Origin of the sequence: Bradyrhizobium sp. USDA 4538 (genome assembly GCF_024171045.1) — a bacterium.
In the GTDB taxonomy this organism is placed as follows: Bacteria; Pseudomonadota; Alphaproteobacteria; order Rhizobiales; family Xanthobacteraceae; genus Bradyrhizobium; species Bradyrhizobium australafricanum.
Window position 1 is genome coordinate 5,967,650 of the sequence record NZ_JALJZE010000001.1, and the last position, 23,143, is coordinate 5,990,792.

The 23,143-nt window shown below is 65.5% G+C and carries 27 protein-coding genes and 1 riboswitch; of the genes, 5 read left to right on the plus strand and 22 right to left on the minus strand.

From position 1 onward, the window contains the following. Window positions 1-12: 12 nt before the first annotated feature. From J2R78_RS27010 to J2R78_RS27030, 5 genes are all read right to left on the minus strand, one after another. Window positions 13-2,715 carry a DUF2339 domain-containing protein gene (locus tag J2R78_RS27010; RefSeq protein WP_253607497.1) on the minus strand — a complete coding sequence of 901 codons (2,703 nt, stop codon included), beginning with the start codon at window positions 2,713-2,715 and terminating at the stop codon, window positions 13-15. 109 nt (window positions 2,716-2,824) lie between these two features. Further along, complete coding sequence (locus tag J2R78_RS27015; RefSeq protein WP_028332625.1) at window positions 2,825-3,331, minus strand: tyrosine phosphatase family protein; 507 nt, start codon at window positions 3,329-3,331, stop codon at window positions 2,825-2,827. A 120-nt stretch (window positions 3,332-3,451) separates the two neighbouring features. After that, complete coding sequence (locus J2R78_RS27020; protein WP_057014933.1) at window positions 3,452-4,063, minus strand: YfbR-like 5'-deoxynucleotidase; 612 nt, start codon at window positions 4,061-4,063, stop codon at window positions 3,452-3,454. Further along, window positions 4,060-4,686 carry a DNA-3-methyladenine glycosylase I gene (locus tag J2R78_RS27025; RefSeq protein WP_057014934.1) on the minus strand — a complete coding sequence of 209 codons (627 nt, stop codon included), beginning with the start codon at window positions 4,684-4,686 and terminating at the stop codon, window positions 4,060-4,062. Before J2R78_RS27025 ends, J2R78_RS27020 begins: the two co-directional genes overlap by 4 nt. Beyond that, window positions 4,683-5,723 (minus strand): YgfZ/GcvT domain-containing protein, encoded by a 1,041-nt coding sequence (locus tag J2R78_RS27030; protein ID WP_375167138.1) that lies wholly within the window; start codon window positions 5,721-5,723, stop codon window positions 4,683-4,685. The genes J2R78_RS27025 and J2R78_RS27030 overlap by 4 nt, the downstream gene beginning before the upstream one ends. Here J2R78_RS27030 and J2R78_RS27035 point away from each other — a divergent pair. Continuing rightward, on the plus strand, window positions 5,693-7,027 hold the full coding sequence (locus J2R78_RS27035) for a dihydroorotase (RefSeq protein WP_253607499.1): 1,335 nt from the start codon (window positions 5,693-5,695) through the stop codon (window positions 7,025-7,027). The two genes, J2R78_RS27030 and J2R78_RS27035, sit on opposite strands and share 31 nt — an antisense overlap. Window positions 7,028-7,092: 65 nt before the next feature. Here J2R78_RS27035 and J2R78_RS27040 read toward each other — a convergent pair whose 3' ends face one another. From J2R78_RS27040 to J2R78_RS27060, 5 genes are all read right to left on the minus strand, one after another. Beyond that, complete coding sequence (locus tag J2R78_RS27040) at window positions 7,093-7,359, minus strand: hypothetical protein (RefSeq protein WP_253607501.1); 267 nt, start codon at window positions 7,357-7,359, stop codon at window positions 7,093-7,095. 155 nt (window positions 7,360-7,514) lie between these two features. Further along, complete coding sequence (locus tag J2R78_RS27045; RefSeq protein ID WP_057014937.1) at window positions 7,515-8,171, minus strand: HAD family hydrolase; 657 nt, start codon at window positions 8,169-8,171, stop codon at window positions 7,515-7,517. Further along, a complete protein-coding gene (locus J2R78_RS27050) occupies window positions 8,161-8,538 on the minus strand; it encodes a TIGR02301 family protein (protein ID WP_076824032.1) in 378 nt (125 codons plus the stop codon). Before J2R78_RS27050 ends, J2R78_RS27045 begins: the two co-directional genes overlap by 11 nt. 84 nt (window positions 8,539-8,622) lie before the next feature. After that, complete coding sequence (locus J2R78_RS27055; protein ID WP_057014939.1) at window positions 8,623-9,042, minus strand: NUDIX hydrolase; 420 nt, start codon at window positions 9,040-9,042, stop codon at window positions 8,623-8,625. Window positions 9,043-9,084: 42 nt separating this feature from the next. Continuing rightward, complete coding sequence (locus J2R78_RS27060) at window positions 9,085-9,585, minus strand: hypothetical protein (RefSeq protein WP_092087731.1); 501 nt, start codon at window positions 9,583-9,585, stop codon at window positions 9,085-9,087. A gap of 62 nt (window positions 9,586-9,647) precedes the next feature. Between J2R78_RS27060 and J2R78_RS27065 the strand changes: the two genes are divergently transcribed. Beyond that, a complete protein-coding gene (locus J2R78_RS27065) occupies window positions 9,648-10,409 on the plus strand; it encodes an SOS response-associated peptidase (protein WP_253607502.1) in 762 nt (253 codons plus the stop codon). Window positions 10,410-10,675: 266 nt separating this feature from the next. On the opposite strand, the gene J2R78_RS27070 is transcribed toward J2R78_RS27065, so the two are convergent. From J2R78_RS27070 to J2R78_RS27080, 3 genes are all read right to left on the minus strand, one after another. After that, a complete protein-coding gene (locus tag J2R78_RS27070; RefSeq protein WP_076824036.1) occupies window positions 10,676-11,071 on the minus strand; it encodes a RidA family protein in 396 nt (131 codons plus the stop codon). 4 nt (window positions 11,072-11,075) lie between these two features. Beyond that, window positions 11,076-11,555 carry a DUF6691 family protein gene (locus J2R78_RS27075; protein WP_253607503.1) on the minus strand — a complete coding sequence of 160 codons (480 nt, stop codon included), beginning with the start codon at window positions 11,553-11,555 and terminating at the stop codon, window positions 11,076-11,078. A gap of 67 nt (window positions 11,556-11,622) precedes the next feature. Continuing rightward, complete coding sequence (locus J2R78_RS27080) at window positions 11,623-12,060, minus strand: YeeE/YedE family protein (RefSeq protein WP_253607504.1); 438 nt, start codon at window positions 12,058-12,060, stop codon at window positions 11,623-11,625. Window positions 12,061-12,267: 207 nt separating this feature from the next. Between J2R78_RS27080 and J2R78_RS27085 the strand changes: the two genes are divergently transcribed. Then, window positions 12,268-12,702: a hypothetical protein gene (locus J2R78_RS27085; RefSeq protein WP_028332611.1), complete on the plus strand. Its 435-nt coding sequence runs from the start codon at window positions 12,268-12,270 to the stop codon at window positions 12,700-12,702. A 136-nt stretch (window positions 12,703-12,838) separates the two neighbouring features. Here J2R78_RS27085 and J2R78_RS27090 read toward each other — a convergent pair whose 3' ends face one another. After that, window positions 12,839-13,354, minus strand: a complete 516-nt coding sequence (locus tag J2R78_RS27090) for a mismatch-specific DNA-glycosylase (protein WP_253607505.1) — start codon at window positions 13,352-13,354, stop codon at window positions 12,839-12,841. A 154-nt stretch (window positions 13,355-13,508) separates the two neighbouring features. Further along, entirely contained in the window at window positions 13,509-14,474 is a 966-nt protein-coding gene (locus tag J2R78_RS27095; protein WP_253607506.1) for a GlxA family transcriptional regulator, read from the minus strand. Between the two features lie 267 nt (window positions 14,475-14,741). On the opposite strand from J2R78_RS27095, the gene J2R78_RS27100 reads away from it, so the two are divergent. Then, window positions 14,742-15,035, plus strand: a complete 294-nt coding sequence (locus J2R78_RS27100) for a hypothetical protein (RefSeq protein ID WP_253607507.1) — start codon at window positions 14,742-14,744, stop codon at window positions 15,033-15,035. 109 nt (window positions 15,036-15,144) lie between these two features. On the opposite strand, the gene J2R78_RS27105 is transcribed toward J2R78_RS27100, so the two are convergent. After that, window positions 15,145-15,540, minus strand: a complete 396-nt coding sequence (locus J2R78_RS27105) for a hypothetical protein (RefSeq protein ID WP_253607508.1) — start codon at window positions 15,538-15,540, stop codon at window positions 15,145-15,147. A 153-nt stretch (window positions 15,541-15,693) separates the two neighbouring features. On the opposite strand from J2R78_RS27105, the gene J2R78_RS27110 reads away from it, so the two are divergent. Further along, on the plus strand, window positions 15,694-17,361 hold the full coding sequence (locus J2R78_RS27110; protein WP_253607509.1) for an NAD(P)/FAD-dependent oxidoreductase: 1,668 nt from the start codon (window positions 15,694-15,696) through the stop codon (window positions 17,359-17,361). Between the two features lie 112 nt (window positions 17,362-17,473). On the opposite strand, the gene J2R78_RS27115 is transcribed toward J2R78_RS27110, so the two are convergent. From J2R78_RS27115 to J2R78_RS27140, 6 genes are all read right to left on the minus strand, one after another. Further along, window positions 17,474-17,869, minus strand: a complete 396-nt coding sequence (locus tag J2R78_RS27115; protein ID WP_253607510.1) for a hypothetical protein — start codon at window positions 17,867-17,869, stop codon at window positions 17,474-17,476. A 391-nt stretch (window positions 17,870-18,260) separates the two neighbouring features. Continuing rightward, on the minus strand, window positions 18,261-20,126 hold the full coding sequence (gene thiC, locus J2R78_RS27120; protein ID WP_253607511.1) for a phosphomethylpyrimidine synthase ThiC: 1,866 nt from the start codon (window positions 20,124-20,126) through the stop codon (window positions 18,261-18,263). 133 nt (window positions 20,127-20,259) lie between these two features. Then, window positions 20,260-20,868, minus strand: a complete 609-nt coding sequence (gene thiE, locus J2R78_RS27125; RefSeq protein ID WP_057014950.1) for a thiamine phosphate synthase — start codon at window positions 20,866-20,868, stop codon at window positions 20,260-20,262. Then, window positions 20,855-21,637: a thiazole synthase gene (locus J2R78_RS27130; RefSeq protein WP_028332604.1), complete on the minus strand. Its 783-nt coding sequence runs from the start codon at window positions 21,635-21,637 to the stop codon at window positions 20,855-20,857. The genes thiE and J2R78_RS27130 overlap by 14 nt, the downstream gene beginning before the upstream one ends. A 168-nt stretch (window positions 21,638-21,805) precedes the next feature. After that, window positions 21,806-22,003: a sulfur carrier protein ThiS gene (thiS, locus tag J2R78_RS27135; protein ID WP_076824056.1), complete on the minus strand. Its 198-nt coding sequence runs from the start codon at window positions 22,001-22,003 to the stop codon at window positions 21,806-21,808. Then, complete coding sequence (locus tag J2R78_RS27140; protein WP_253607512.1) at window positions 21,994-23,007, minus strand: FAD-dependent oxidoreductase; 1,014 nt, start codon at window positions 23,005-23,007, stop codon at window positions 21,994-21,996. Before J2R78_RS27140 ends, thiS begins: the two co-directional genes overlap by 10 nt. Then, window positions 22,995-23,136, minus strand: a riboswitch (TPP riboswitch). (Overlaps the previous gene by 13 nt.) Between the last annotated feature and the right edge of the window lie 7 nt (window positions 23,137-23,143).

Below are 23,143 nucleotides of genomic sequence, written 5' to 3' on the forward strand. Positions count from 1 at the left end.
GGACGGCAAGTCCTAACCCTCAGCTTGCGCGAGCGGCGGAGCGGTTCGCCTGCGAAACAGGATCCGCTGATACAGCCAGCCGATCGCGACCAGCACGATGCCAAGGCACATGAACGACAGCGCCCGGTAGACACCCGTGAGCGTCGACATGTCGATCAGGAAGGCTTTCAGAATCGTCAGCCCGATCACCGCAGCCGACGCGAGCCGCGCCCGCTGCGAGTTGACGACGATGCCGATGCCGAGCAGCGCGACGCCGAACATCAGCCAGGCGATCGAATAGGTGTATTGCTCCGCGCCCGTGGTCTCGCCGCGCGTCAGCACCGGTCCGTGATAGAGCCTGCGAATCTCGAACGTGACGTAAGCGAGCGCAAGGACCAGCGCGCCGGCGGCGATCGTGTTGGCATAGCCGGCAGGACGATGGCCCGCCACCGCATAGGACAGCAGCAGCGCCAGCACCGCCGGCAGCGCGTAGCCGAGCAGCAGCAGGTTGATGAAGCTGCCGCCGACGTCCTGCCACCATAGCATCGGGTTCTCCAGCGCCAGCAGTCCGAACAGGCTGGCAAGCCCGGCGAACGCGGTCAGCAGGATCGCGCCGACATTGTGCACGATGCTGCCGCTGCGCAGGCGTAGCCGCTCCAGCCCGATCGCCATCGCAAGCGTCACGCCGACCTGCAGCGCGACCTCGGTCAGCCCGGCGCTGGCATAATAGACATCGCCGCTATTGACCGCGTGGCGGATCTCCATGAAGGCAAGCAGCACCGTGAACAGGATCGCGGCGGATTCGACGATGCGCAGCGGGACGTCGTCGCCGCTGCGGCGCAGGAAATGGCTTGCCGCCCAGAATGACAGCGCCGGCACGCCATAGCCCCACAGCAGCCAGTTGAAGATCGGCGTGGTGCCGACGGCGTCGCCCGCGATCCGCGGCTCATAGCCGATGCGCAGCACGACGATGCCGGCCAGGATCGCGGCAAGCCAGCGCAGGAACGGAATCGGCCGCTGCACCGACAGCCACGCCGTGCCCATCGACACCAGCGCGAGCGCGATGGTGAGCCAGCCCTTGTCGAGCGCGAAGGTCAGCGCCAGCGCCAGCGAGGCGAGGGCGCCGGTGGCGGACAACGCAATCGAAGGCGACAGCTCCGGCCGCTCGTCGCGCCGGGTCAGCACCTCGGTCGCGGCTGCGTAGGCCGCCGCCAGCAGCACGGCGAGGACCGCGAACGGGATCGAGCGGTCGAGATGCGCGATGCGTGCATAGAGCGCGACCAGCAGCGCGACCGGCGTGAACACCGCCGCCGCGGCCCAGGTCACCGTGACCTTCGTGGTGGTAAAACGGAATTGCGCGAGGAAACCGGCGATGCCGAAGGCGGCTGCGAACAGCGCCGCGGTGACGAGATGCAGCGAGACCGAGCCGTCGGTCGCGGACGGGCCGATGCCGGGGATCGCACCGCCCGGCAGCACCAGCATGTCGACGTTGCGGCGGACGGCCCATTCGCCGAACACAATGAACACGAAGATCGACGCGGCGCCGATCGCACGGGTAGCAGCCGGCGCGCGCCAGGCGACAAGCAGGCTTGCGGCTGTCAGCAGCGCAAAGCCGATCATCGCGGTGTCGGCGTGGGCGCTGTTGAGCACGATCAGCATCGCGCCAAGCAGATAGGCCGCGAGCGAACCCGAGGAGATCGGCTCGATCTCCTCGCCGTCGCCGTCGGGACCGAACATGAAGCCGCAGACCACGAGCAGCGCCGCCAGCACGAAGCCTGCGATGACGTGGAAGACATGGGGCGCGATCATCTCAGGCCCGCATTGCAAGCAAGGGAAGGTCCACAGCAGCGCGAAGGCGATCGTCGTGACCGCGAGCCAGCGCCACAGCCGGATCCGGGCGAGGCCGAACGCCGCCGCCGTGACGATGGCGAGGTAGACGTAGAGCGACCAGAAGTCGGGTTTGTCTGACGACACCAGGAGCGGCGTGACGAAGGCGCCGACGATGCCGAGCCCGGCCAGCGCGGGTCCGTGCAGCAGCGCGGCCGCCAGCGTCCCGAGCGCGACCATGCCGAGCAGGATGAAGGCGGTTGCCGGGGCGAGGAAGTCATACAGCGCGTAGGCGGCGTAGACGGTAGCGAATGCCACCGCGGTGCCGGCGGCGGTGAGGATCGCCGGGATGTTGGCGATCGGCAGCGCCGCGATGTTGGAGATGCTTTCCTGGCGCCTGGTCCATTCACCGGCGCCGAGCAGCGCCAGCGCAAACAATCCGCCGAGCATCGTGCGAACGCCGGGGCCAAGCAAACCGGCCTCGATCGAATAGCGCACCATGAAGAAGCCGCCGAGCGCGAGCGTCAGGCCGCCGATCCACACCACCCAGCGTGTGCCGAGCGTCTCCTCGAAGCCGGGAGCCGGCTGCGGCGGAGCTGGCGGCTCCGGCAGGGGTGGCGGTGCGGCGCCTGGCGCGTCCGCTGGCTCGGTCTGCGCGGCCGGTTCGCCGGGAGCCGCCTCCGGGAGCGGTGGCGGCGCGACGGAAGGCGCCGTCGGCGGCGTCTGCTCGAACTCCTGCAGCGGAGTCAGCGGCGGCGGCATGGCCGTCCGCGCGGCGGCGCCGCCCGCGGCCTCGATCGCATCCAGGCGGCGCTGCAGCAGGTCGATCCGGCCCAGCGCCTTGCGCGCGAAAATGATCGCGACGATGGCGAGGACGAGCGTCAGGAAGTCGAACGGCGAATCGAACATTGGGCCTCCGGCAGGACGCGCCGGACTTGGCCAGCCGGCGGCCCGTCGCAACCTAGTAGTGCAGTGAGGAGGACCGGAAGTTCAAGCGATCGGGCGTGACCGGCCGCGCTTAGTCCAGATCGATGCGGAAGGGCCGGCCTTCGACGCTCATGCTGCCGGGACCCATCGCGTCGAGTGCACGCAGCATCCGGCCCTCGCGTCCCAGCGCCTTGTCGGCGAGGCTGACGATCAGCCGGTTGGGAGCCGCGATCGGCGAGGCCTCGCGGATCATCCGGGCGATGGACATTTCGTCGCGGTGCGGGTTGAGGGCGCAGACCGTCGCGAATGCGCTCGCGGTCGAGCGGCTGATGCCGGCGTAGCAATGCACCACCATCGGTGCTTGGCGATCCCAGCCGCGCACGAAGCTCAGCACCTTCTCGATATGCGACTCGTTGGGCGCAACGAAGCCGTCCATCTGTTCGATGATGTCGTCCATCGACACTTTCAGGTGGTTGGCCGGCAGCACGGAAGGCGGCCGCTGCACCTGGTCGACATTGGCCATCACGGTCAGCACATGGCTGGCGCCGGTGGCGCGAACCGTGTCGGAGAGTGCGGCAAGCGAGCAGACGTGAAGCATGATGATCCTTCTATCGGGGGTGCCGGACTATAACGGCTGCACCCGAACGGGCAAAGGCGGGGGTGCCATGCCGATTCGTCGTTTTGCGGCGCAACCGACGGCACGTTTTGCGGTGCCGCCCTACGAGGCGTGCAACGCCTTGAATCGCTCGAGAAACTGCTTTTCGGCCCGCGCTGCGGTCCATGGCGTCAGATAGTCGCGCTCGGTTGCTTCGGGCAGTTCCGGATCGCGGCCGAACAGCCGCTTGGCCTCGGCTTGCGAAAATCCCGCCAGATGCGTCGCCTCGAGATAGGCGGCGCCGCGATCGGCGGCCTTGATCTGCTGGGTGATCTCGTCCGCCAGCACGGCGGGCAGGCCGAAGCGGATATGGATCGCGCCGAGCAGCCGTTTCTCCACCGCTTTGTATTCGCCTGACAGCACCGCCTTGAACGGCGAGATCATGTCGCCGATGACATATTCCGGTGCGTCGTGCAGCAGCGCGGCGAGACGATGGCGGATGTCGACGCGCGGCATCTGCTGGCGCATCACGGCTTCGACCAGCAGCGTGTGCTGGGCCACCGAGAAGATGTGCGCCCCGCTGGTCTGGCCGTTCCAGCGCGCAACCCGCGCCAGTCCATGCGCGATGTCGACGATTTCGATATCGAGCGGCGACGGGTCGAGCAGGTCCAGCCGGCGTCCCGACAACATCCGCTGCCAGGCGCGGGTTGTCTCCGTCGATTTGCGCGCCGTCATTTCTTCTTGAGTCGCGGTGTGCGGAGCTTGCCGCTGCAGCTCTCGTGGCAGAAGCAGGTCACGAGGTGATCGTTGACCATGCCGGTCGCCTGCATGAAGGCGTAGACGATGGTGGGACCGACGAACTTGAAGCCGCGCGCGCCGAGCTCCTTGGAGACCTTGATCGAGACCGGCGTCGAGGCCGGCACGCTCGCGGTGGTCTTGAATTGATTGACCTTCGGCTTGCCGTCGACGAAGTCCCACAGGAAATTCGAGAAGCCGGGGCCTTTCTCCATGATCTCCAGATAGCCCTTCGCACTCGCGACCGCGCCTTCGATCTTGGCGCGGTTACGGACGATGCCGGCGTCGTTCATCAGCGCGTGCACCTTCTTGGCGTTGTAGCGCGCGATCTTCTCGGGCTGGAAATCGTCGAAGGCTTTGCGGAAGTTCTCGCGCTTGCGCAGGATCGTGATCCAGGACAGACCGGCCTGGAAGCCGTCGAGGATCAGCTTTTCATAGAGCGCGCGGTCGTCATATTCCGGCACGCCCCATTCATTGTCGTGATAGGCGACGTAGAACGCATCCTCGCCCGGCCAAGGGCAGCGTGTCTTGCCGTCGGGGTGCAGTTGCGCGGTACGGCTCATGCGACGGTCTGCTTGGGTGTGATGCGGACGGCGTCAGGTTCGGCGAGGTGAAGCGACAGCCCGCCCGCGGTCAGCGGCAGGCCGGCGTCGAGCGCATCGGCGACGCGGTCGATGCGGACCAGCGCGAGACCTTTCTCGCCGGCGGTTGAGCCGATGGTGCCGACCTGCTTGTCGCCAGCCAGGATGGTAGCGCCGGCTTCGGGCGCGGGGCCGTCGAGGACGATCTTCACCGTGCGGGTGCGCGCCGTGCCGCGATGCTGCATGCGCGACACCACCTCCTGGCCGACATAGCAGCCCTTGTCGAAATCGACGCCGTTGAGGCGATCCATATTGGTCTCGTGCGGGAAGGCGTCGCCATACATGAAGTCGAGCCCGCCGCGCGGCACGCCGGTAGCGATCCGATGCGCCTCGTAGGCGCTGGAGTCGACGAGATCGGCACCGATCAGCTCAGCGAGCTTCTGCTTCAAATCTTCCGGGATCAGGATGCGCCAGCCGAGCGCTGCGTTGCGCGGATCGGCGAACGCGAGATCCGGCGTCGCCGCCGGCTCGCCATCCCAGGCTGCCAGCACACCGAGGCCGTCGGACAGGTTCTCGACCACGACCTTGGCGCGCAGCTTGTAGAAGCCGAGCTTGTCGGCAAGTCCCTTGGCGAGCGCACGCGGCGCGTCGATCAGGAAGCCGCCGCCATGACCTGAGGGTATCTCGGTGATCAGGAAATCGACGATGATCTTGCCTTGCGGCGTCAGCAGCGCGCCGAACCGGGCCTGTCCCGCGCGCAACTCGGCCATGTCGGCGGTGATGAGGCCGTTGAGGAAGTTGCGGGCGTCCTCGCCAGAGACCTTGACCACGCCCCGATCTGGAAGAAACGCTGCTTTCATTCGCAAAATTGGCTCTTTTTCCAAGTTCCTTGGGAAACGCGCAGGCCGCGATATCCCCTGCCAAGCTAAGGCGCTAGAGTGCGCCGAACAAGGCCCGCGCGACAGCCGAAAGCGGGCGTCGAGGACCGATGAATCAGCATTTTGACACCATTCTAAAATCCGGCACCGTGGTCAATCAGGACGGCGAGGGCGTGCGCGATATCGGTATCGCGGGCGGACGCATCGCCGCGATCGGCTCACTCAGTCAGGCCTCGGCCGGCGAGGTGATCGACTGCAAGGGCCTGCACATCCTGCCCGGCGTGATGGACACCCAGGTGCATTTCCGCGAGCCCGGGTTGACCCAGAAGGAAGACCTCGAGACCGGCTCGCGCAGCGCGGTGATGGGCGGGGTCACCGCCGTGTTCGAGATGCCGAACACCAATCCGCTGACGGTCACCGAAGCGGCCTTCACCGACAAGATCAAGCGCGGCCGCCATCGCATGCATTGCGATTTCGCGTTCTTCATCGGCGGCACCCGCGAGAACGTGCAGGATCTGCCGGAGCTCGAGCGCGCCCCGGGCTGCGCCGGCGTCAAGGTGTTCATCGGCTCCTCCACCGGCGCGCTGCTGGTCGAGGACGACGAGAGCCTGCGGCGGATCTTCCAGGTGATCCGGCGCCGCGCTGCGTTCCACGCCGAGGACGAATACCGTCTCAACGAGCGCAAGCCGCTGCGGATCGAGGGCGATGCTCGCTCGCATCCGGTGTGGCGCGACGAGACCGCGGCGCTGATGGCGACCGAGCGCCTGGTCAATCTCGCGCGCGAGACCGGCAAGCGCATCCACGTGCTGCACATCTCGACCAAGGAAGAGATTCTGTACCTGCGCGACCACAAGGATGTCGCCTCCTGCGAGGCGACGCCGCACCACCTCACCATGGCCGCGCCGGAGTGCTACGAGCGGCTCGGCACACTGGCCCAGATGAACCCGCCGGTGCGCTCGGCCGATCACCGCGCCGGCATCTGGTACGGTATCGAGCAGGGCATCATCGACGTGCTCGGCTCGGATCACGCGCCGCATACGCTGGAGGAGAAGGCCAAGACCTATCCGGCCTCGCCGTCGGGCATGACCGGCGTGCAGACGCTGGTGCCGCTGATGCTCGATCACGTCAATGCCGGGCGGCTGTCGCTGGCTCGCTTCGTCGATCTCACCAGCGCGGGGCCTGCGCGCCTGTTCAACATCGCCTGCAAGGGCCGCATCGCGGCCGGTTACGATGCCGACTTCACAATCGTCGACCTGAAGCGCAGCGAGACCATCACCAACAAATGGATCGCCTCGCGCGCCGCCTGGACGCCTTATGACGGCGTGCGGGTGCAGGGCTGGCCGGTCGGCACCTTCGTGCGCGGCCGGCGGGTGATGTGGCAGGGCGAAGTCACGACGCCATCGACCGGCGAGCCGGTTCGGTTCCTCGAGACGCTGAAGCAGTAGGTTCGCGTTTGACGCGTTTTCTTGATGCGAACCGGCGACCCACTTCGCTCGAAAACGCTATCGTTTTACTGCTTGGCCAATGCCAGCGAGAACTCGCCGTTGCGCACGCGCGCGGCGAGGCCCTCGGCAAATTTCGCCACCGCGTCCTCGCCATAGGTGCCGACGAGCTCGGCGAGCGCCGCAAACAGGCTCGCCTGCGCGAGGCAGTCGCCATCGACGCCGTCGTGACGCGCTTCAGCCCAAGCCTCGTTCAGGTAGCCCAGCGCGGCCTGCTTCTGCTCGTGGTCGGGTCGCGGGTCTTGGTGATGGGGGAAGGACGCTGGATGGCGCATGAAACTCTGCAAATTGACTGCGCGCGGTCCGAGGAGCGAACCACTGCGACGTGCGAGATGTATCACGCATGCAGGTACCGCCTAGCCCACATCTTTCGAAAAGGTTAACGGCGGCCCCGGCATTTAAAGGGGAATTCCGGATATCCGGGCCGCGATCAGCCGAATGAGCTGTGGATATGGTCCAGCACCGCGCGCGGCGTGGCGCACAGATGGCTGGCGCCGGCCTCGGTCAGCTCCTCGGGCGTGCCGTAGCCATAGGTGACGCCGACCGCCCGGATGCCGTTTCGATTCGCCCCGATCACGTCGTGGCTGCGATCGCCGATCATCAGGGATTTGGCCGGATCGGCCCCGGTCTGCGCCAGCGCATAGGTGAGCAGGTCGACCTTGTTGACCCGGGTTCCGTCGAACTCCGAGCCGAACACGTGGTCGAAATAGCCGCCGAGGCCGAAATGCGCGATGATCCGCGTCGCGAACACATGCGGCTTCGAGGTCGCGACGAACATCCGGCCCGGTGCCCGGCGCAGCTCGGCCAGAACCTCCGCGATGTCGGGATAGACCGCGTTCTCGAACAGCCCGACATCTCCGAATCTCTCGCGGTAGAGCGCGACCGCGCGGTCCGCGAGCTCCTCGCCGCCGAGCAGCATCGCAAAGCTCGCCCTGAGCGGCGGCCCGATGCACCAGGTCAGTTCATCCTGCGAGGGAACCGGCCGGCCGAGCTTTTCCAGCGCGTACTGGATCGAGCCGGTGATGCCGGGCTTCGGGTCGGTCAGGGTGCCGTCGAGGTCGAAGAAGATCGCCCGTTCAGTTGGCATAGCGGGCCGTCAGGTCGCGCGAGATTTTCGAGCCCTCCTCGATGTAGCGGCGGATCGCCACGGTGGCCGCGGGCGTGCAGGTCCGGTAGGTCTGCTGGAAGCCGTTATAGCCGCGGTTGAAGCCTGCGATCATGCGGGCGCGGCGGTCGCCGGAGGGGGTCTCGGCATCGATCAGCGCCTGCATTTCGTTGCGCCATTTGGCGCCCTCGTTGGAGCCGCAGATGCCGCGCAGATAGTGCAGGGCGCCGAGGATCTCGGCCAGCCGCTGCAAATCGCCGTCGAACGGCGCAGCCGCGTCCTGCGCCCGGGCGGGCGTCGCAAGGCATGCCGACAACAGGATCACAACGGCGAGAAAGGCTTTGATCATCGGGGTTCCGGAATGGCCGTGGTATGCCCCCTCAATGCGCCCGAGGCAAGGCGGCCGAGCCCCCCAAAGCCGCTAAAACGGGCCTCAAACCAGCCGCCGGGCGGCCGCAATCACCTCATGCAGGCCGCCGGTGACCTTGAGGTCGCCGATCTCCTCCGGCGCCAGCCATTTGAAATCGTCGTGCTCGTCGTTCAGGTGAGGCTCGCGGGACGCCCAGCGCGCCGCGAAGGTCATGATCAGATAGTGTCCGGTGCCGGGGCCGGTCGGCAGCACCTCGCGCCAGCCGGCGAGGCCGACGATCTCGACCTTGAGGCCGGTCTCCTCGTCGATCTCCCGGTGCAGGGCGGTATGCAGCGATTCGCCGAACTCGACCCGGCCGCCGGGCAGCGAATAGAAGCCCTTGCCGGGCGAGCGGGCGCGGCGCACCAGCAGCACCTTGTCGTCGCGGAAAATCACGCCTGACACGGCGAGCTGCGGGCGGATCGGAGGTTCGGGAGAGGTCAAGGTGATTGGCAGCCGGTTGTGAAGACCATCATGCCCGATATCTCAGGCGCCCGCCATGATGCTGTCGACATCGGCCTCTGCGGCGCCGTTGATGATGCCGGCGGTCTGCATCACCAGCGGCTTGACCCAGACGATCGCCTGCTCGGCGAGCGCGACCCGGCTCTTGTCCTGCTGCAATTGCCGCATCGCCGCCCCGACCTCGGTCAGGATCTTCGTCATGCTGTCGGTGAGCTGGTCGAATTCGGCCCGGATTGCGGCGTCCGCGGTCTCATAGGCCTCGATCGCGAGATCGCGTGCCCGGAAATTCGACGCGGTGAAATGCTCGGCATAGGACAGCGGCTGCCATTCGAGGAAATCGCTGGCGCATTCCGGCAGGTCCGGGACCATCTCCAGCAGCATGATGGCTTCGTTGAAGTGATTGAGGTAGTCGGTGGCGAGCCCGGTGCGGGGATTGATGTTGGCGGCGCGCAACAGCGCCGCCCGCGCCTCGTCGGGGTACGTCGGTCGCGGGGAAGAGCCCGCTATGGCGGCCGTTGAGGTCATTGATCGCAGTCTTTAACGGTCCAAGTTAAGGCAGAATAAACGGATACCACTCTGGACGGCAAATGTGCGGACGCTTTGTCATTACCTCGCCGCCGGCGGCCTTGCGCGAGATGTTCGGCTATATCGAGCAGCCGAATTTTCCGCCACGGTATAATGTTGCGCCGACCCAGCCGATCCCGGTGGTGCTGCTGCAGAATGGCGGCCGGCATTTTCAGTTGATGCGCTGGGGCCTGATCCCGTCGTGGGTCAAGGACCCCAGGACCTTCTCGCTGCTGATCAACGCTCGCTCCGAGACGGTGCGTGAGAAGCCGGCCTTCAAGAACGCGATCAAGCGGCGCCGGGCGCTGATCCCGGCCGACGGCTATTACGAATGGCAGGATGCCGGCGGCCGCAAGCGACCGTTCTTCATCCATCGCCGCGACGGCCATCCGCTCGCCTTCGCCGCGCTTGCCGAGACCTGGATGGGGCCGAACGGCGAGGAGCAGGATACGGTCGCGATCGTCACTGCGCCGGCCAGTCCCGACCTCGCGCAATTGCATCACCGCGTGCCGGTCACGATCAGGCCCGAGCAATTCGCGCGCTGGCTCGACTGCCTGCCGAACGATGTCGACGACGTGATGCCGATGCTGAAGGGCCCCGAGGTCGGCGAGTTCGCCTGGCACCAGGTCACGATGCGCGTCAACGCGGTCGCCAATGACGATGCGCAATTGCTGCTGCCGATGACGGCGGAAGAAATCGCCGCGGAGGACGCGCCGCAGCCGAAGAAGGCCGCGCCGAGAAAGGCGGCGGTGCGGGAGGACGACGGGCAGGGGTCGTTGTTTTGAGGGCTCACTGAACCGGCGTAATGCAGCGCGGATTTGCGTCAGCTCTCTCCACATCGTCGTCCTGGCGAAGGCCAGGACCCATAACCACCGAATTTGCTTGTGAACCGGAACGCGGCCCCAGCGTCGCGCGACAATTGAGATTTGGGGTAATGGGTCCTGGCCTTCGCCAGGACGACGATGAAGATGGACCTCGATTCAACCGGTGCGCAATTGCGCACCTGAGGGCTCGCGCCAAGTGGCACGCTCCGGCATGACAGAGCCAGAGATCACCCCTTCACGTGTGCCACGCCCTCGATCTCGATCAGCATCTTCGGATTGGGCAGCGCCACCACCACGCAGGTGGTGCGTGCGGGGTAGGGGGCGGGGCCGAACGCGCCGGCATACAGCGCGTTCATCGTCGCGACGTCGCTGGCGCGCGTCAGCAGCACGTTGACCTTGACGAGATCGCGCATCGTCGCGCCCGCCTCGCTCAGCACGCGCTTGATATTGGTCACGACATTGGCGAACTGCGCCTCGAAGCCGTCGGGCAGCTCGCGATTGGCGTCAAAGCCGGGAATGCCGGAGATGAACAACAAATCGCCGACGCGGGCGCCGAACGAGAGTGGCGGCGCCTGGACGCCGGGCGGAGGGGGGAAGTGCTTGATGGTTGTCTTTTCAGTCATTGGGTCACCCGTCTGCGCGAGATGGAAGGGAAGAAGTTTCGATGGCGCGCGGCGCCGGTGCACGCCGGCGCCAAAGATTCCTGCCGAAGAGATTCTGGCCGATCATGCCTGCGAGCATCGCGACGACGAAGACCACGATCGGTAGCGAGAGGCCGGCGAGATTGACCAGTGCCGGCCCTGGGCAGATGCCGACGAGGCCCCAGCCGATGCCGAACAGCACGGCGCCGGCGACCAGCGGCGCATCGATGTCGCTGCGGTCGGGCCAGAGGAAGCGCGCCGAGAAGGCGGGCGCGACGCGCCGCCGGGCGATCGCGAAGCCGGTTGCTGCGACCGCAACCGCGCCCGCCATCACGAAGGCGAGCGTCGCGTCCCACGCGCCAAACAGATCGAGGAAGCCGAGCACCTTCTGCGGATCGGTCATGCCGGAGATCAGAAGGCCCGCGCCGAAGATCAGGCCGCAGGCAAAACTGGCAAGCACCGCCATCGCTAAACCGCTCCTTGTTTGAGCATGATCCTTTCGGAAAACCGCTTCGCACTTTTCCGGATCATGCTTAGCCTCCGATCCCGTGCCTGACGATTGCGACCGTCGCGATCGCCGTCAGCATGAAGATGCATGTTGCCACGATCGAGCGGCCGGACAGCCGCGCGAAGCCGCAGACGCCGTGGCCCGAGGTGCAGCCATTGCCCATCCTTGTGCCGAACCCGACCAGCAGTCCCGCGATCGTGACCACTACAAGGCTCGCGTTCATCGCCGGCCGTGGCAGCGGCGCGCCGAACAGCGCCGCAATCAGGGGCGCTCCGATCAGTCCCGCGATGAACGCGATGCGCCAGGAGCGATCGGCGCTACGGTCGGCGGTATCGGCCTGCAGCGCGCCGCCGACGATGCCGGTGACCCCGGCGATTCGCCCGGTCAGCAGCATCAAGAGCGCCGCGGCAAGCCCGATCAGCGCGCCGCCGGCAAGGCCGGAAAGTGGGGTGAAATCGTGCATCGATGCAGATCCCTGTTGCGCAAACTCCTCAGCGATCCGGCAAAGCGGTGGGCGCGCATGCGCCAGTGGTCGCGCGGCTGCGGAGGCGATGATAGACTCCGCACCATCAGGAACAAGCGCAATCCCGCATGTTTCGCGGCATTTCAGCGATGCCGCCGGTCGGCTGGATTGCCGCGATTCGCTCTCACTTCGTCCGGAGAATCCCCCATGAAATTGCCATCCGTCGCCCGCGCCGCGCTGCTCGCGCTGGCGATGCTCACCGGAACGTCCGCCGCCCTGGCTGACGAGGGCGCGGTGACGCTCGTGATCTTCAAGGGCGGCTGGGTGTTCGGCGGCTCCGCCGGCAAGGGCGTCATGACCTTCCACGGCCAGACCTATGGGCTCACGGCCGGCGGGCTGGACTATGGGCTCGTGTTCGGCGGCTCGCAGACCACGCTGCAGGGGCGGGTGCGCAATATCCGCCGTCCGCAGGATATCAACGGCGTCTATGCCGCGGCGGGCATGGGTGTTGCGCTCGGCGCCGGCGTGCGCGGCATCCTCTTGACCAACCAGAACGGCGCGGTGCTCGAACTGAGCGGCAAGCAGGTCGGGCTGATGGCCAATGTCGACCTCAGCGGGCTTGCGATCACGTTGAAGGAATAAGCGTTCGGTATCGTAGCGATTTCGTAGGATGAGTAGAGCGAAGCGAAACCCATCGACTTCGGTGCGCCGGGAGAGATGATGGGTTTCGCGGAGTCATCGGGCCGCGCTTTGCGCGGACCCGTTGGCTCTACCCATCCTACGGTTCCGTGATCCACTCGGCGAGCTCACGCCACGGCTGCAAACTCCAATGCCCGGAGGCCGCGCCTGATGGCGACGGCAGCACGAACACTTCGGGAAAGCCGTTCACTGATGGCTGCCGACCGAGCACCAGCGCGCTGGTCGGCCTGTTGTAGAACAGGTTCGCCGCCTTCCTGCTGGTGAAGGCGACGGTCCTCGGCCGATAGGTCTCGATCTTCGTCCGGAAGCCCACCACATCGAACGACTGCCTGTTGATTTCGTGATCCATCCCGGCGCCGGTCTTGGAGAGATCGGTGAAGCCGATGCCGAGCGCGAGCAGCGCCGCGAACTCGTCCGGCCGATAGCGCCGCGGCGTGATGCCGGCCTCATGCAGCGCACGCCAGAACCGGTTGCCGGGATGCGCGTAATAATGCCCGACGGCGGCTGACCGCGTGCTGGCCGCGGTGCCGACGAACACCAGGCGCAGATTGGCGCGGAGCTGGTCGGGGAGGCGGTGGGAATTGTTCGCGGGCATTCAAAAGCACAGGATGGAGCATCAGTGGGAGGTGTAGCCCGCATGAGCGTAGCGATATGCCGGACGGAAACAAACCCGGATGTCGCTTCGCTCATCCGGGCTACAGGCCATCGCCCTTGCATTGGACGATTGCATCATGCCGCCCGCAAAACCTTCATCGCAAATTGGCGCGAAGTTCGCGGACGCCTCTCCCCAAGCGCTCGCGCAGCAGCGTTCGCAGCGTGGCTCCGTCTTCATAGCCGACTTCGGCGGCGATCGCTTCGATGTCGAGGCCGCTGCCATGCAACAGCGATTGCGCGCGCTCGACGCGAAGATCCTGGAAGTAGGACAGTGGTGATTTGCCGAGCACCGCTTCGCAGCGGCGCTGCAGGGTCCGCGGGCTGGTCGCGAGCGCATCGGCCGCGTCCTGCAAGGAGAAGCCGGCCCTGAGGTGCTCGCGGGCCCAGCGCTCGAAGCGCTGGATCAGCGGATCGGCCTGCGCCAGATGGTTCGGGATGATGAAGACCGATTGCGACGAGCGCACGTCGGCCAGCAGATAGCGCGAGACGACGGACGCCAATTCGGGGCTCACCTGCCGGATCAGCCAGAGCGCGAGATCGAGATGGCCCATCGCGGCACCTGCGGTGACGCCGATGCCGGAAGGAACGAGCATGCGCGCTTCATCGAGCCGGACATGCGGGTAACGCTGCCGGAAGAGCGGCGCGAGCCACCATGTCGTCGTCGCGTCCTGATGATCGAGCAGCCCGGTCTCCGCCACGATGAATGAACCGATGCAGGAGGCGGCGATCCGCGCGCCGAGTTCGTGCCACTGCACGAGTTGCTTCGTGGCTTGCTTCACGTCGCGCCGCTCGAGCGCGGGCACCAATTGCTCCGGCAGTCCGGTGTTGAGTGCAGGGACGACCACCCAATCCGGTTTGACGTCCGCCGTGACGGTCTTGACCGGAATCCCGAGGCCCTGGCCGGAGCGCACCTTCTTGCGCATGCCGTAGACCGAAACGTCAAAGCGAACCGTGCCGCCCATTTGCAGCCTGGAAAACTTGTCGGCGAGGGACAGGGCGTCGAGCATGGCCGTAAGCCCGGTGTCCCAAAGTCCCTCGAGCGCGAGGATCGCGATATTCATTGGCGTAAATGCCTTCAAAGTTGTCGCTTGCGACAATCGTCGTCCGGCCGCTGCCGAGCTAAGCCTCTTTCCGCGAACGCTCTGGACGACGCCGCACGTGACCGAGAAGCCGGCCTAAATTACTGACAGAACGCGATTTCCGTCAATGATCGGCTTCCATCTGGCTTGGCGTAAACGGCATCAAAATTGTCGTTTCCGCCTCTGGCTCGGCGCGGATTGCGGCGTCGGTTCGTTCGCACCAACCCTCGACCAAACAGGAGAACAGTCATGAAAGTCTTCGCGATCGGATCGGCCGCCAAGCCCATCACCGACGAGCAGCGGAAGGAGATCATGCCGAAGGAAGTCCCCGACACGCTGCGGCTCTACCTCGACGGCAAGATCGAGCAATTCTGGTTTCGCGACGACAAGCCCGGCGTGGTGTTTCTGATGAACGTCGATTCGGTCGAGCAGGCCAAGACGACCATCAACGCGCTGCCGCTCGCGGCCGGCGGGATTCTCGCCTTCGAGATGATTCCGGTCGGTCCGCTCAAGCCGCTTGGCCTGCTGCTTCAGGGCAGGTGAGCGGCGCGGGTATCAGCGGCATCGGCACTGCGCTCCCTCTCCCGCTTGCGGGAGAGGGCTGGCGTGGGGGTTCGCCCGCGAGTCATATCGTGGAGAGAGCCCCACGCAACTAGCGTACCGGCTCCTTGATCTCTTCTTCCGTCGTGACCGCTTGCGACGGTCCGGTCGAACGCACCATCAGGAACGTCCCTGAGAACCTTGTGCCGCGAATGCTCCAGCGGCCGTCGATCTCGGTCGCATCGGCATTGACGGCACCTTCATAGTGAACGGTGCTGTAGCCGTAGCCGGGCGGCTCGTAACGTTTGACGAACGACACCGCGCTGCCGGAGCGATGACCGGCAAGCGATGCATTGTGCGTGCTGATCGGACAGCCCGGCATCACGCAGGGTTCGGTCACGCCGCCGCCGAGCGCGCCGCCGGCGTCGATCAGCGTCGCCAGGAACGTGACCATGCCGCTCGGCTGAACATAGCTGCCGTCCCAGACGCCGGTGAGATTGTCGGTCATGTCGCTTGCCCGGATTGCGCTCGGTGAAATTGCAGTGATCGATGTGGTGCATGCAGCGCCTCAACGCAAGTCGTGCCCGCTCGCGCGGTTGCTTGCAGGAGCAAAAGGGTCTGTAATCCGCTCAAACAGATCAAGAAGAATTCGGGAGCGGACATGACAGGAGAGGTGAAAACCCATTACGAGGTGATCGTGGTCGGCGCCGGCGTCGCCGGCATCTACCAGATCAAGCGGCTGGCGGATCTCGGCATCGACGCCACCGTGCTCGAAGCCGCGGTCGATCTCGGCGGCACCTGGTACTGGAACCGCTATCCGGGCTGCCGCTTCGATTCCGAGAGCTATACCTACGGGTTCTCGTTCTCGCGCGAGCTGCTCGACGAGTGGCACTGGAAGGAGCGCTTCTCCGGCCAGCCCGAGAATTTGCGCTACCTCAACTACGTCGCCGACAAGTTCGACCTGCGCAAGCACATGCAGTTCAATTGCAAGGTCGAGACCATGCAGTTCGACGAGACGCGCGATCTCTGGCAATTGAGGATTAGTGACGGCCGCGAACTGACCTGCCGCTTCGTGGTGCTCGCGATCGGGCTGCTGTCCGCGCCGACCATGCCGCGGGTGGAAGGCACCGAGGATTTCAAGGGCCACTCGTTCCACACCTATTACTGGCCGCACGAGCCCGTCGATCTCGCGGGCAAGAAGGTCGCGGTGATCGGCACCGGCGCGACCGGCATCCAGCTGATCGGCGAGATCGCCGACAAGGTCGGCGAGCTCACGGTGTTTCAGCGCCGGCCGAACTGGAGCGCGCCGCTCAACAACTCTGCGATCTCCGCCCAGGAGATGGCCGAGATCCGCGCCCGCTATGACGAGATTTTTGCGGCCTGCGCGTTGACGCCGGGCAGCTTTGTGCACGGGCCCGACAAGCGCGGCTTCTACGAGGTGAGCCGCGAGGAGCGGCTTAAGCTGTGGGATAGGCTCTACGACGAGCCCGGCTTCGGCATCTGGCTCGCGAACTTCCGCGAGATCTTCATGGACGAAGCCGCCAATGCGGAGCTGTCCGAATATATCGCGGGCCGCATCCGCCGGCGCGTGAACGATCCTGATGTCGCCGAGAAGCTGATCCCGCGGGATCACGGCTTCGGCGTGCAGCGCCTGCCGCTGGAGACCCGATATTTCGAGGCGTACAATCGCGACAATGTGCAGCTCGTCGATCTCTCCGAAACGCCGCTGGTGCGCGTCACCGAAAAAGGCCTCCGCACCACGGCGCGCGACTACGATTTCGACATCATCGTCTACGCCACCGGCTTCGACGCCATCACCGGCGCCTACGACCTGATCGATATCCGCGGCATCGGCGGCGAGCGCCTCGCCGACAAGTGGAAGCACGCGCCGTCGACCTTTCTCGGCATGCTCGTGCACGGCTTCCCGAACCTGTTGATGCCGACCGGCCCGCAAAGCGCTTCCGCGTCGACCAACTTCCCGCGCGGCATCGAGAACGGCGTCAACTGGTGCACCAACCTGCTGCAATACATGTGGGACCGCGGCCTGACCCGCGCCGACGCGACCCTGGAAGCGCAGCAGCGCTGGACCGCGCATGTCGTCAAGATGTACGAGATCATGCTGATGCGCAAAGCCAAGTCGTGGTTCACCGGCTACAACTCCAACGTCGCCGGCCACGAGGAGGGGACGGTCCGCTACTTCGTCTACAACGGCGGCACGCCGAAGTTTTTGGGGATCATCAACGGGGTTGCGGAGAAAGGGTATCAGGAGATTGCGTTTGGTGCGGGGGCGCGGGGCGGTGTGCAAGCAGCTGTCGGGGCGACGGCGTAGGATTCAGGAATAGTCCGGTAGCCCGCATGAGCGTAGCGATATGCGGGACAGGTAAACCCCGGATATCGCTTCGCTCATCCGGGCTACTTGCTCAAGCCGTCGCCGCCGAATGTCACATCGAGCAGCGAACATACGGCGTCTCGATGGGCACCGGTGCCTTGGAGCTGAGTATGATCTTGTTCTCTCCGGAGAGTGTTATGTCGAATGACACGTCCGAAACCGCGACGCCGTCCGAGCACGCCGCAATCACGCGAACATTCTGCCCGTCATCATGCAGCGATTTGACGGTGCATTTTTGAAACGTGCCGGTGATTTGCTTGCCCTGGACGATCAAGCCTCCCGCGTTGAGATCGGCATCTTTCTTGAACGCGAGCTTGTTGTTCTCCTTGGTGAAGACCTGGTTGCAGGCCGAGGCGTCGATCGTCCAGGCTCCGCTCAGATCCGCAGCCTGTGTCGAGGCCGATTGCGCAACGAGAAGTACGAATAGCACGGCGTTGAAGGTTCTCATGAAACTCTCCAATCAAATTGTCATTAGGCTGCTGGACCCTCTGCGACCGAACGCGGAATTGGCGCTCAATCGCCTGCTTGCGGGGCAGGGGTAATATTCCCCACGCGACCTTCATCGCTTTTGAGCGTCATAGCAAGCGATGAGATCGCGGATTTTTCGTTGATCCAAGTCAAGGGTTCTGCGGAGCGCCTGGTGTGGACCTGGGCGGGTTGCTGTCGTGACCGGCCCTCCACAAGCCGCACACACGCACTAAATCATAAGTGAATGATCCAGATGCAAAAAGGGCCGGGCTTTCACCCGGCCTTTCGTATTTCGATGGATGCGCGGGTCATCTCGCGCGAAGACGCGCTTCGCGCTGTTGCCCGGCACGACGAGCGGTGAGGGCGAGCCCTCAAAACACCCTGTTGCTCTCCTTCACCTTGTCCGCGTCCAGATACACGTCGCTTCCCATCTCCTTGAACTTGGCGCTCATCTGCGCCATGCCCTGCTCCTTGTCGTTGAGCGTCGCGGCGTAGTCGCGGACGTCCTGGGTGATCTTCATCGAGCAGAATTTCGGGCCGCACATCGAGCAGAAATGCGCGACCTTGTGGGCTTCCTTCGGCAGGGTCTCGTCGTGGAAGTTCTTCGCGGTGTCCGGATCGAGGCCGAGGTTGAACTGGTCCTCCCAGCGGAAGTCGAACCGGGCACGGCTGAGCGCATCGTCGCGGAGCTGCGCGGCGGGGTGGCCCTTGGCCAGATCAGAGGCGTGGGCCGCGATCTTGTAGGTGATGACGCCGGTCTTGACGTCGTTGCGGTCGGGCAGGCCGAGATGCTCCTTCGGCGTGACGTAGCACAGCATCGCGCAGCCGAACCAACCGATCATCGCCGCGCCAATGCCCGAGGTGATGTGGTCATAGCCCGGCGCGATGTCGGTCGTCAGCGGCCCGAGGGTGTAGAACGGCGCCTCGCCGCATTCCTTGAGCTGCTTGTCCATGTTGATCTTGATCTTGTGCATCGGCACGTGGCCGGGGCCCTCGATCATGACCTGGCAGCCCTTGTCCCACGCGATCTTCGTCAATTCGCCGAGCGTCTCGAGCTCGGCGAACTGCGCGCGGTCGTTGGCGTCCGCAATCGAGCCCGGGCGCAGACCGTCGCCGAGCGAGAACGAGACGTCATACTTGCGCATGAGGTCGCAGATCTCGTCGAAATGGGTGTAGAGGAAGCTCTCCTTGTGATGCGCAAGGCACCACTTCGCCATGATCGAGCCGCCGCGCGACACGATGCCGGTGACGCGGTTGGCGGTGAGGTGGATGTAGGGCAGCCGCACGCCGGCGTGGATCGTGAAATAGTCGACGCCCTGTTCGCACTGCTCGATCAGGGTGTCCTTGTAGAGCTCCCAAGTCAGCTTGACCGGATCACCGTCGCACTTCTCCAGCGCCTGGTAGATCGGCACGGTGCCGATCGGCACCGGCGAGTTGCGCAAAATCCATTCGCGGGTGGTGTGGATGTTGCGCCCCGTCGAGAGGTCCATCACGGTGTCGGCGCCCCAGCGGATCGCCCACACCATCTTGTCGACCTCTTCCTCGACCGACGAGGTCACCGCCGAGTTGCCGATATTGGCGTTGATCTTGGTCAGGAAGTTGCGGCCGATGATCATCGGCTCGAGCTCGGCATGGTTGATGTTGGAGGGAATGATGGCGCGGCCGCGCGCGATCTCGTCGCGGACGAATTCCGGGGTGATGAAGGCCGGCACGGAGGCGCCAAAGCTCTCGCCGTCGGCAAGCGCGGCCTCGGCGCGCTCGAGCTGTTGCTTGCGGCCGAGATTCTCGCGCTCGGCGACGTAGATCATCTCCTTGGTGATGATGCCGGCGCGGGCGAATTCGAGCTGCGTGATCTTGTGGCCGTCGAGGCCGCGCAGCGGCCTGTGGTGCGCGGTGAACGCCTTGGCGGCGTGCGCGGCGCCGACATTGCCGTTGTCCTCCGGCTTGATGGTGCGCCCCTCATATTCCTCGACGCCGCCGCGCTCCTTGACCCAGGCCAGCCGATTGCGCGGCAGGCCGGCATTGACGTCGATCGTCACGTTCGGGTCGGTGTAGGGGCCAGAGGTGTCGTAGACGGGCAAATTCGGCTCGCTGGCGCCCTCCGACAGCATGATCTCGCGCAGCGGCACGCGCAGATCGGACGCGGCCTCCGGCGTCGCAAAGATCTTGCGTGAGGCGGGCAGCGCGCCGGTGGTGACGGCGGGACGGGTGGTGTCGGGATTGGAGCGGATGTTCATGAGGGATCCTCCTTAATCTTGTCGTCATTCCGGACGGTCCGTTAGGACCGATCCGGAATCTCGAGGTGGTGGCGCGAGATTCCGGGTTCACGCTTCGCGTGCCCCGGAATGACGCTGGTGAGAGTTACGTGCATCACGCGGCCTCCGCGCTGAGGCCGAGCCATTGTCTGACCCGCGCGTCTGGGTCGGGGTTCTGGGTGACGTCACTGACGACGGCGATCGAATCGGCGCCGGCGGCGAAGATCTCGGCCGCATGCTCGAACTTGATGCCGCCGATCGCGACAAGGGGGATCCCGCCGATCCGCTTCTTCCACTCGGTGATCTTCGGAATGCCCTGCGGCTCGAACCGCATCGATTTGAGCGTGGTGAAGAAGATCGGGCCGAGCGCGACATAGTCGGGCTTGGCGGCGAGCGCGGTGGCGAGCTCGGCGTCGTCATGGGTGGAGATGCCGAGCGTCAAGTTCGCTTTGCGGATCTCGCCGAGGTCGGCCTCGGCGAGGTCTTCCTGCCCGAGATGCAGATGCTCGGCGCCGGCGACGATCGCCGCGCGCCAATAGTCGTTGACCACGAGCTTGGTCGGCGTGCCCTTGGTCACTGCGAGCGCATCGCTGACGATCTGCAGCGCCCCGGCATCGTCGAGCTCCTTGGCGCGCAGCTGGATGGTGCCGACGCCGAGTTTTGTCAGTCGCTCGACCCATTTGATGCTGTCGACGACGGGATAGAAGGGATCAGGATACGGCATGCCAGAACGGGGTCCCAACGACAGGGGTGGAGGGGGAGGCGAAGTCGCGGGCTTCCATCAGCCCGGCTTCGTAAGCGGTGCGGCCGGCCTCGACGCCGAGGCGGAAGGCATTGGCCATCGCAACGGGATCGGCAGCTTTGGCGACCGCCGTGTTGAGCAGCACGGCGTCATAGCCGAGCTCGAGCGCCTCGGCGGCATGCGATGGCGCCCCCAAGCCGGCGTCGACCACCAGCGTGATGTCGGGCAGGCGGTCGCGCAACAGCTTCAGCGCGTCGCGGTTGGTGATGCCCTTGGCGCTGCCGATCGGTGCTGCCCACGGCATCACCACCTTGCAGCCGGCGTCGACCAGCCGCGAGGCGACCGAGAAATCCTCGGTGCAATAGGGGAAGACTTCAAAACCGTCCTTGATCAGGATGCCGGCCGCCTCGACCAGGCCGACCACATCGGGCTGCAGCGTGTCGTTGTCGGCGATCACCTCGAGCTTGATCCACGGCGTGCCGAACAATTCGCGCGCGAGCTTTGCGGTGGTCACCGCTTCCTTGACGCTGCGGCAGCCCGCGGTGTTCGGCAGCACGGTGACGCCGAGCTCGCGGATCAGCGACCAGAACGCATCGCCGGTCTTGCCACCCGCCGCCTCGCGCCGCAGCGACACCGTGACGATGCTGGCGCCCGAGGCGCGGATGGCATTCTGCATGATCGCAGGCGAGGGATACAGCGCCGTGCCGATCAGCAGGCGGGACGGGAAGGATTTGCCGTAGAAGGTGACCATGTGTCTCCTCAAACTATGCCGTCGTCCCGGCGAAAGCCGGGACCCATAACCACGACCGGAAATTGTCGGATGGGACGTCTCCCCGCGTGCTTCACTGAAGGGCCGCTGAGTATGGGTCCCTGCTTTCGCAGGGACGACATGGGAAGGGAGTGTGCGAACAAACTCACATCACCCTCCCTGCCGCGGCGTGATGATCTCGATCTCGTCGCCGGCTTTCAGCGCGGTGTCGGCCCAGCGGCTCTTCGGCACCACGTCGTAGTTCAGCGCGATCGCGAAATGCGTGCCCTCGTAGTCGAGCTCGGCCAGCAGCGCATCGACACTGGAGGCCACGATCTCCCGCTGCTCGCCGTTGACGATCACGCGCATTGCATCACCTCGTTGTCGATTTCGCCGCGCGCGAGATAGGCGAGTGTCAGCTCGGCCAGCGCCGGCGCCAGCAGGAAGCCATGACGGTAGAGTCCGTTCACCGTGATGCGTTCCTGATCGATCCTGATTTTCGGCAGATTGTCGGGAAATGCCGGACGCAGCCCGGCGCCGAATTCGACGATGCGCGCCTCGGCGAATGCCGGATGCACGACATAGGCGGCCCCGAGCAGCTCCAGTGCCGAGCGCACGCTGACGCCGTTGTCTTCGGCCTCGATCGAGGTCGCGCCCAGCATGAAGCGGCCGTCGCCGCGCGGGATCACGTAAAGCGGCCAGCGCGGATGGATCAGCCGCACCGGGCGCGCCAGTTCGACCTCGGAGGTCTCGATGATGATCATCTCGCCCTTGACGCCGCGCAAGCTCGCCTCGCGGTCGCGCGCGGCAAGGCCGCGGCAGTCGATCACGACGCCATCGAGATCGGCTGCCTCGGCGTCGCTGCCGAACTTGATGGCGCCGCCGGCCTTGCCGATCGCGGCATGCAGCCGCGGCAGCACGCGCCGCGGCTCGACATGGCCCTCGTCGGGATAGAACAGGGCGTCACGGAAACGGCCTTCGAGCGACGGCTCGAGCGCGCGAACGCCCTCGGCGTCGATCCGGCGATGGCCAGTGGTGAGGCGGGCAAAGCGCTCGAAATCGGCGCGGTCGCGCGGATGCGCCACCACCAGCGAGCCGTTGAACGGGGTTTCCGGAACGTGCTGCCGCCACAGCGCGAGCGAGCGGATGCCGAGCCGGGAGATCACCGGCTCGGAGGCCTCCGCCTCGCACCAGGGCGCCAGCATCCCGCCGGCCCAGTGGCTTGTGGATTCCGTCATCGCGGCGTCACTGCGCTCGTGCAGGGTGACGGCACGTCCGGCCTCTGCGAGCAAGAGCGCATGCCAGGCGCCGGCTATGCCTGCGCCGATGATGGAGACGGGGGAATCCCCCCGCGGTCTTGACGTCTGATACATCCCTGTCCCTTCGCCGGCATGACCCGGATCAGGTTCAAAGGGTCACCGCGGTCCCGGACTATTCGCCTACTGGCTAGCCCAAGCTTGCGGTATCTCAGCTCCTCCTTCGGAGCACCCCTCGGAACGCCCCTAATGT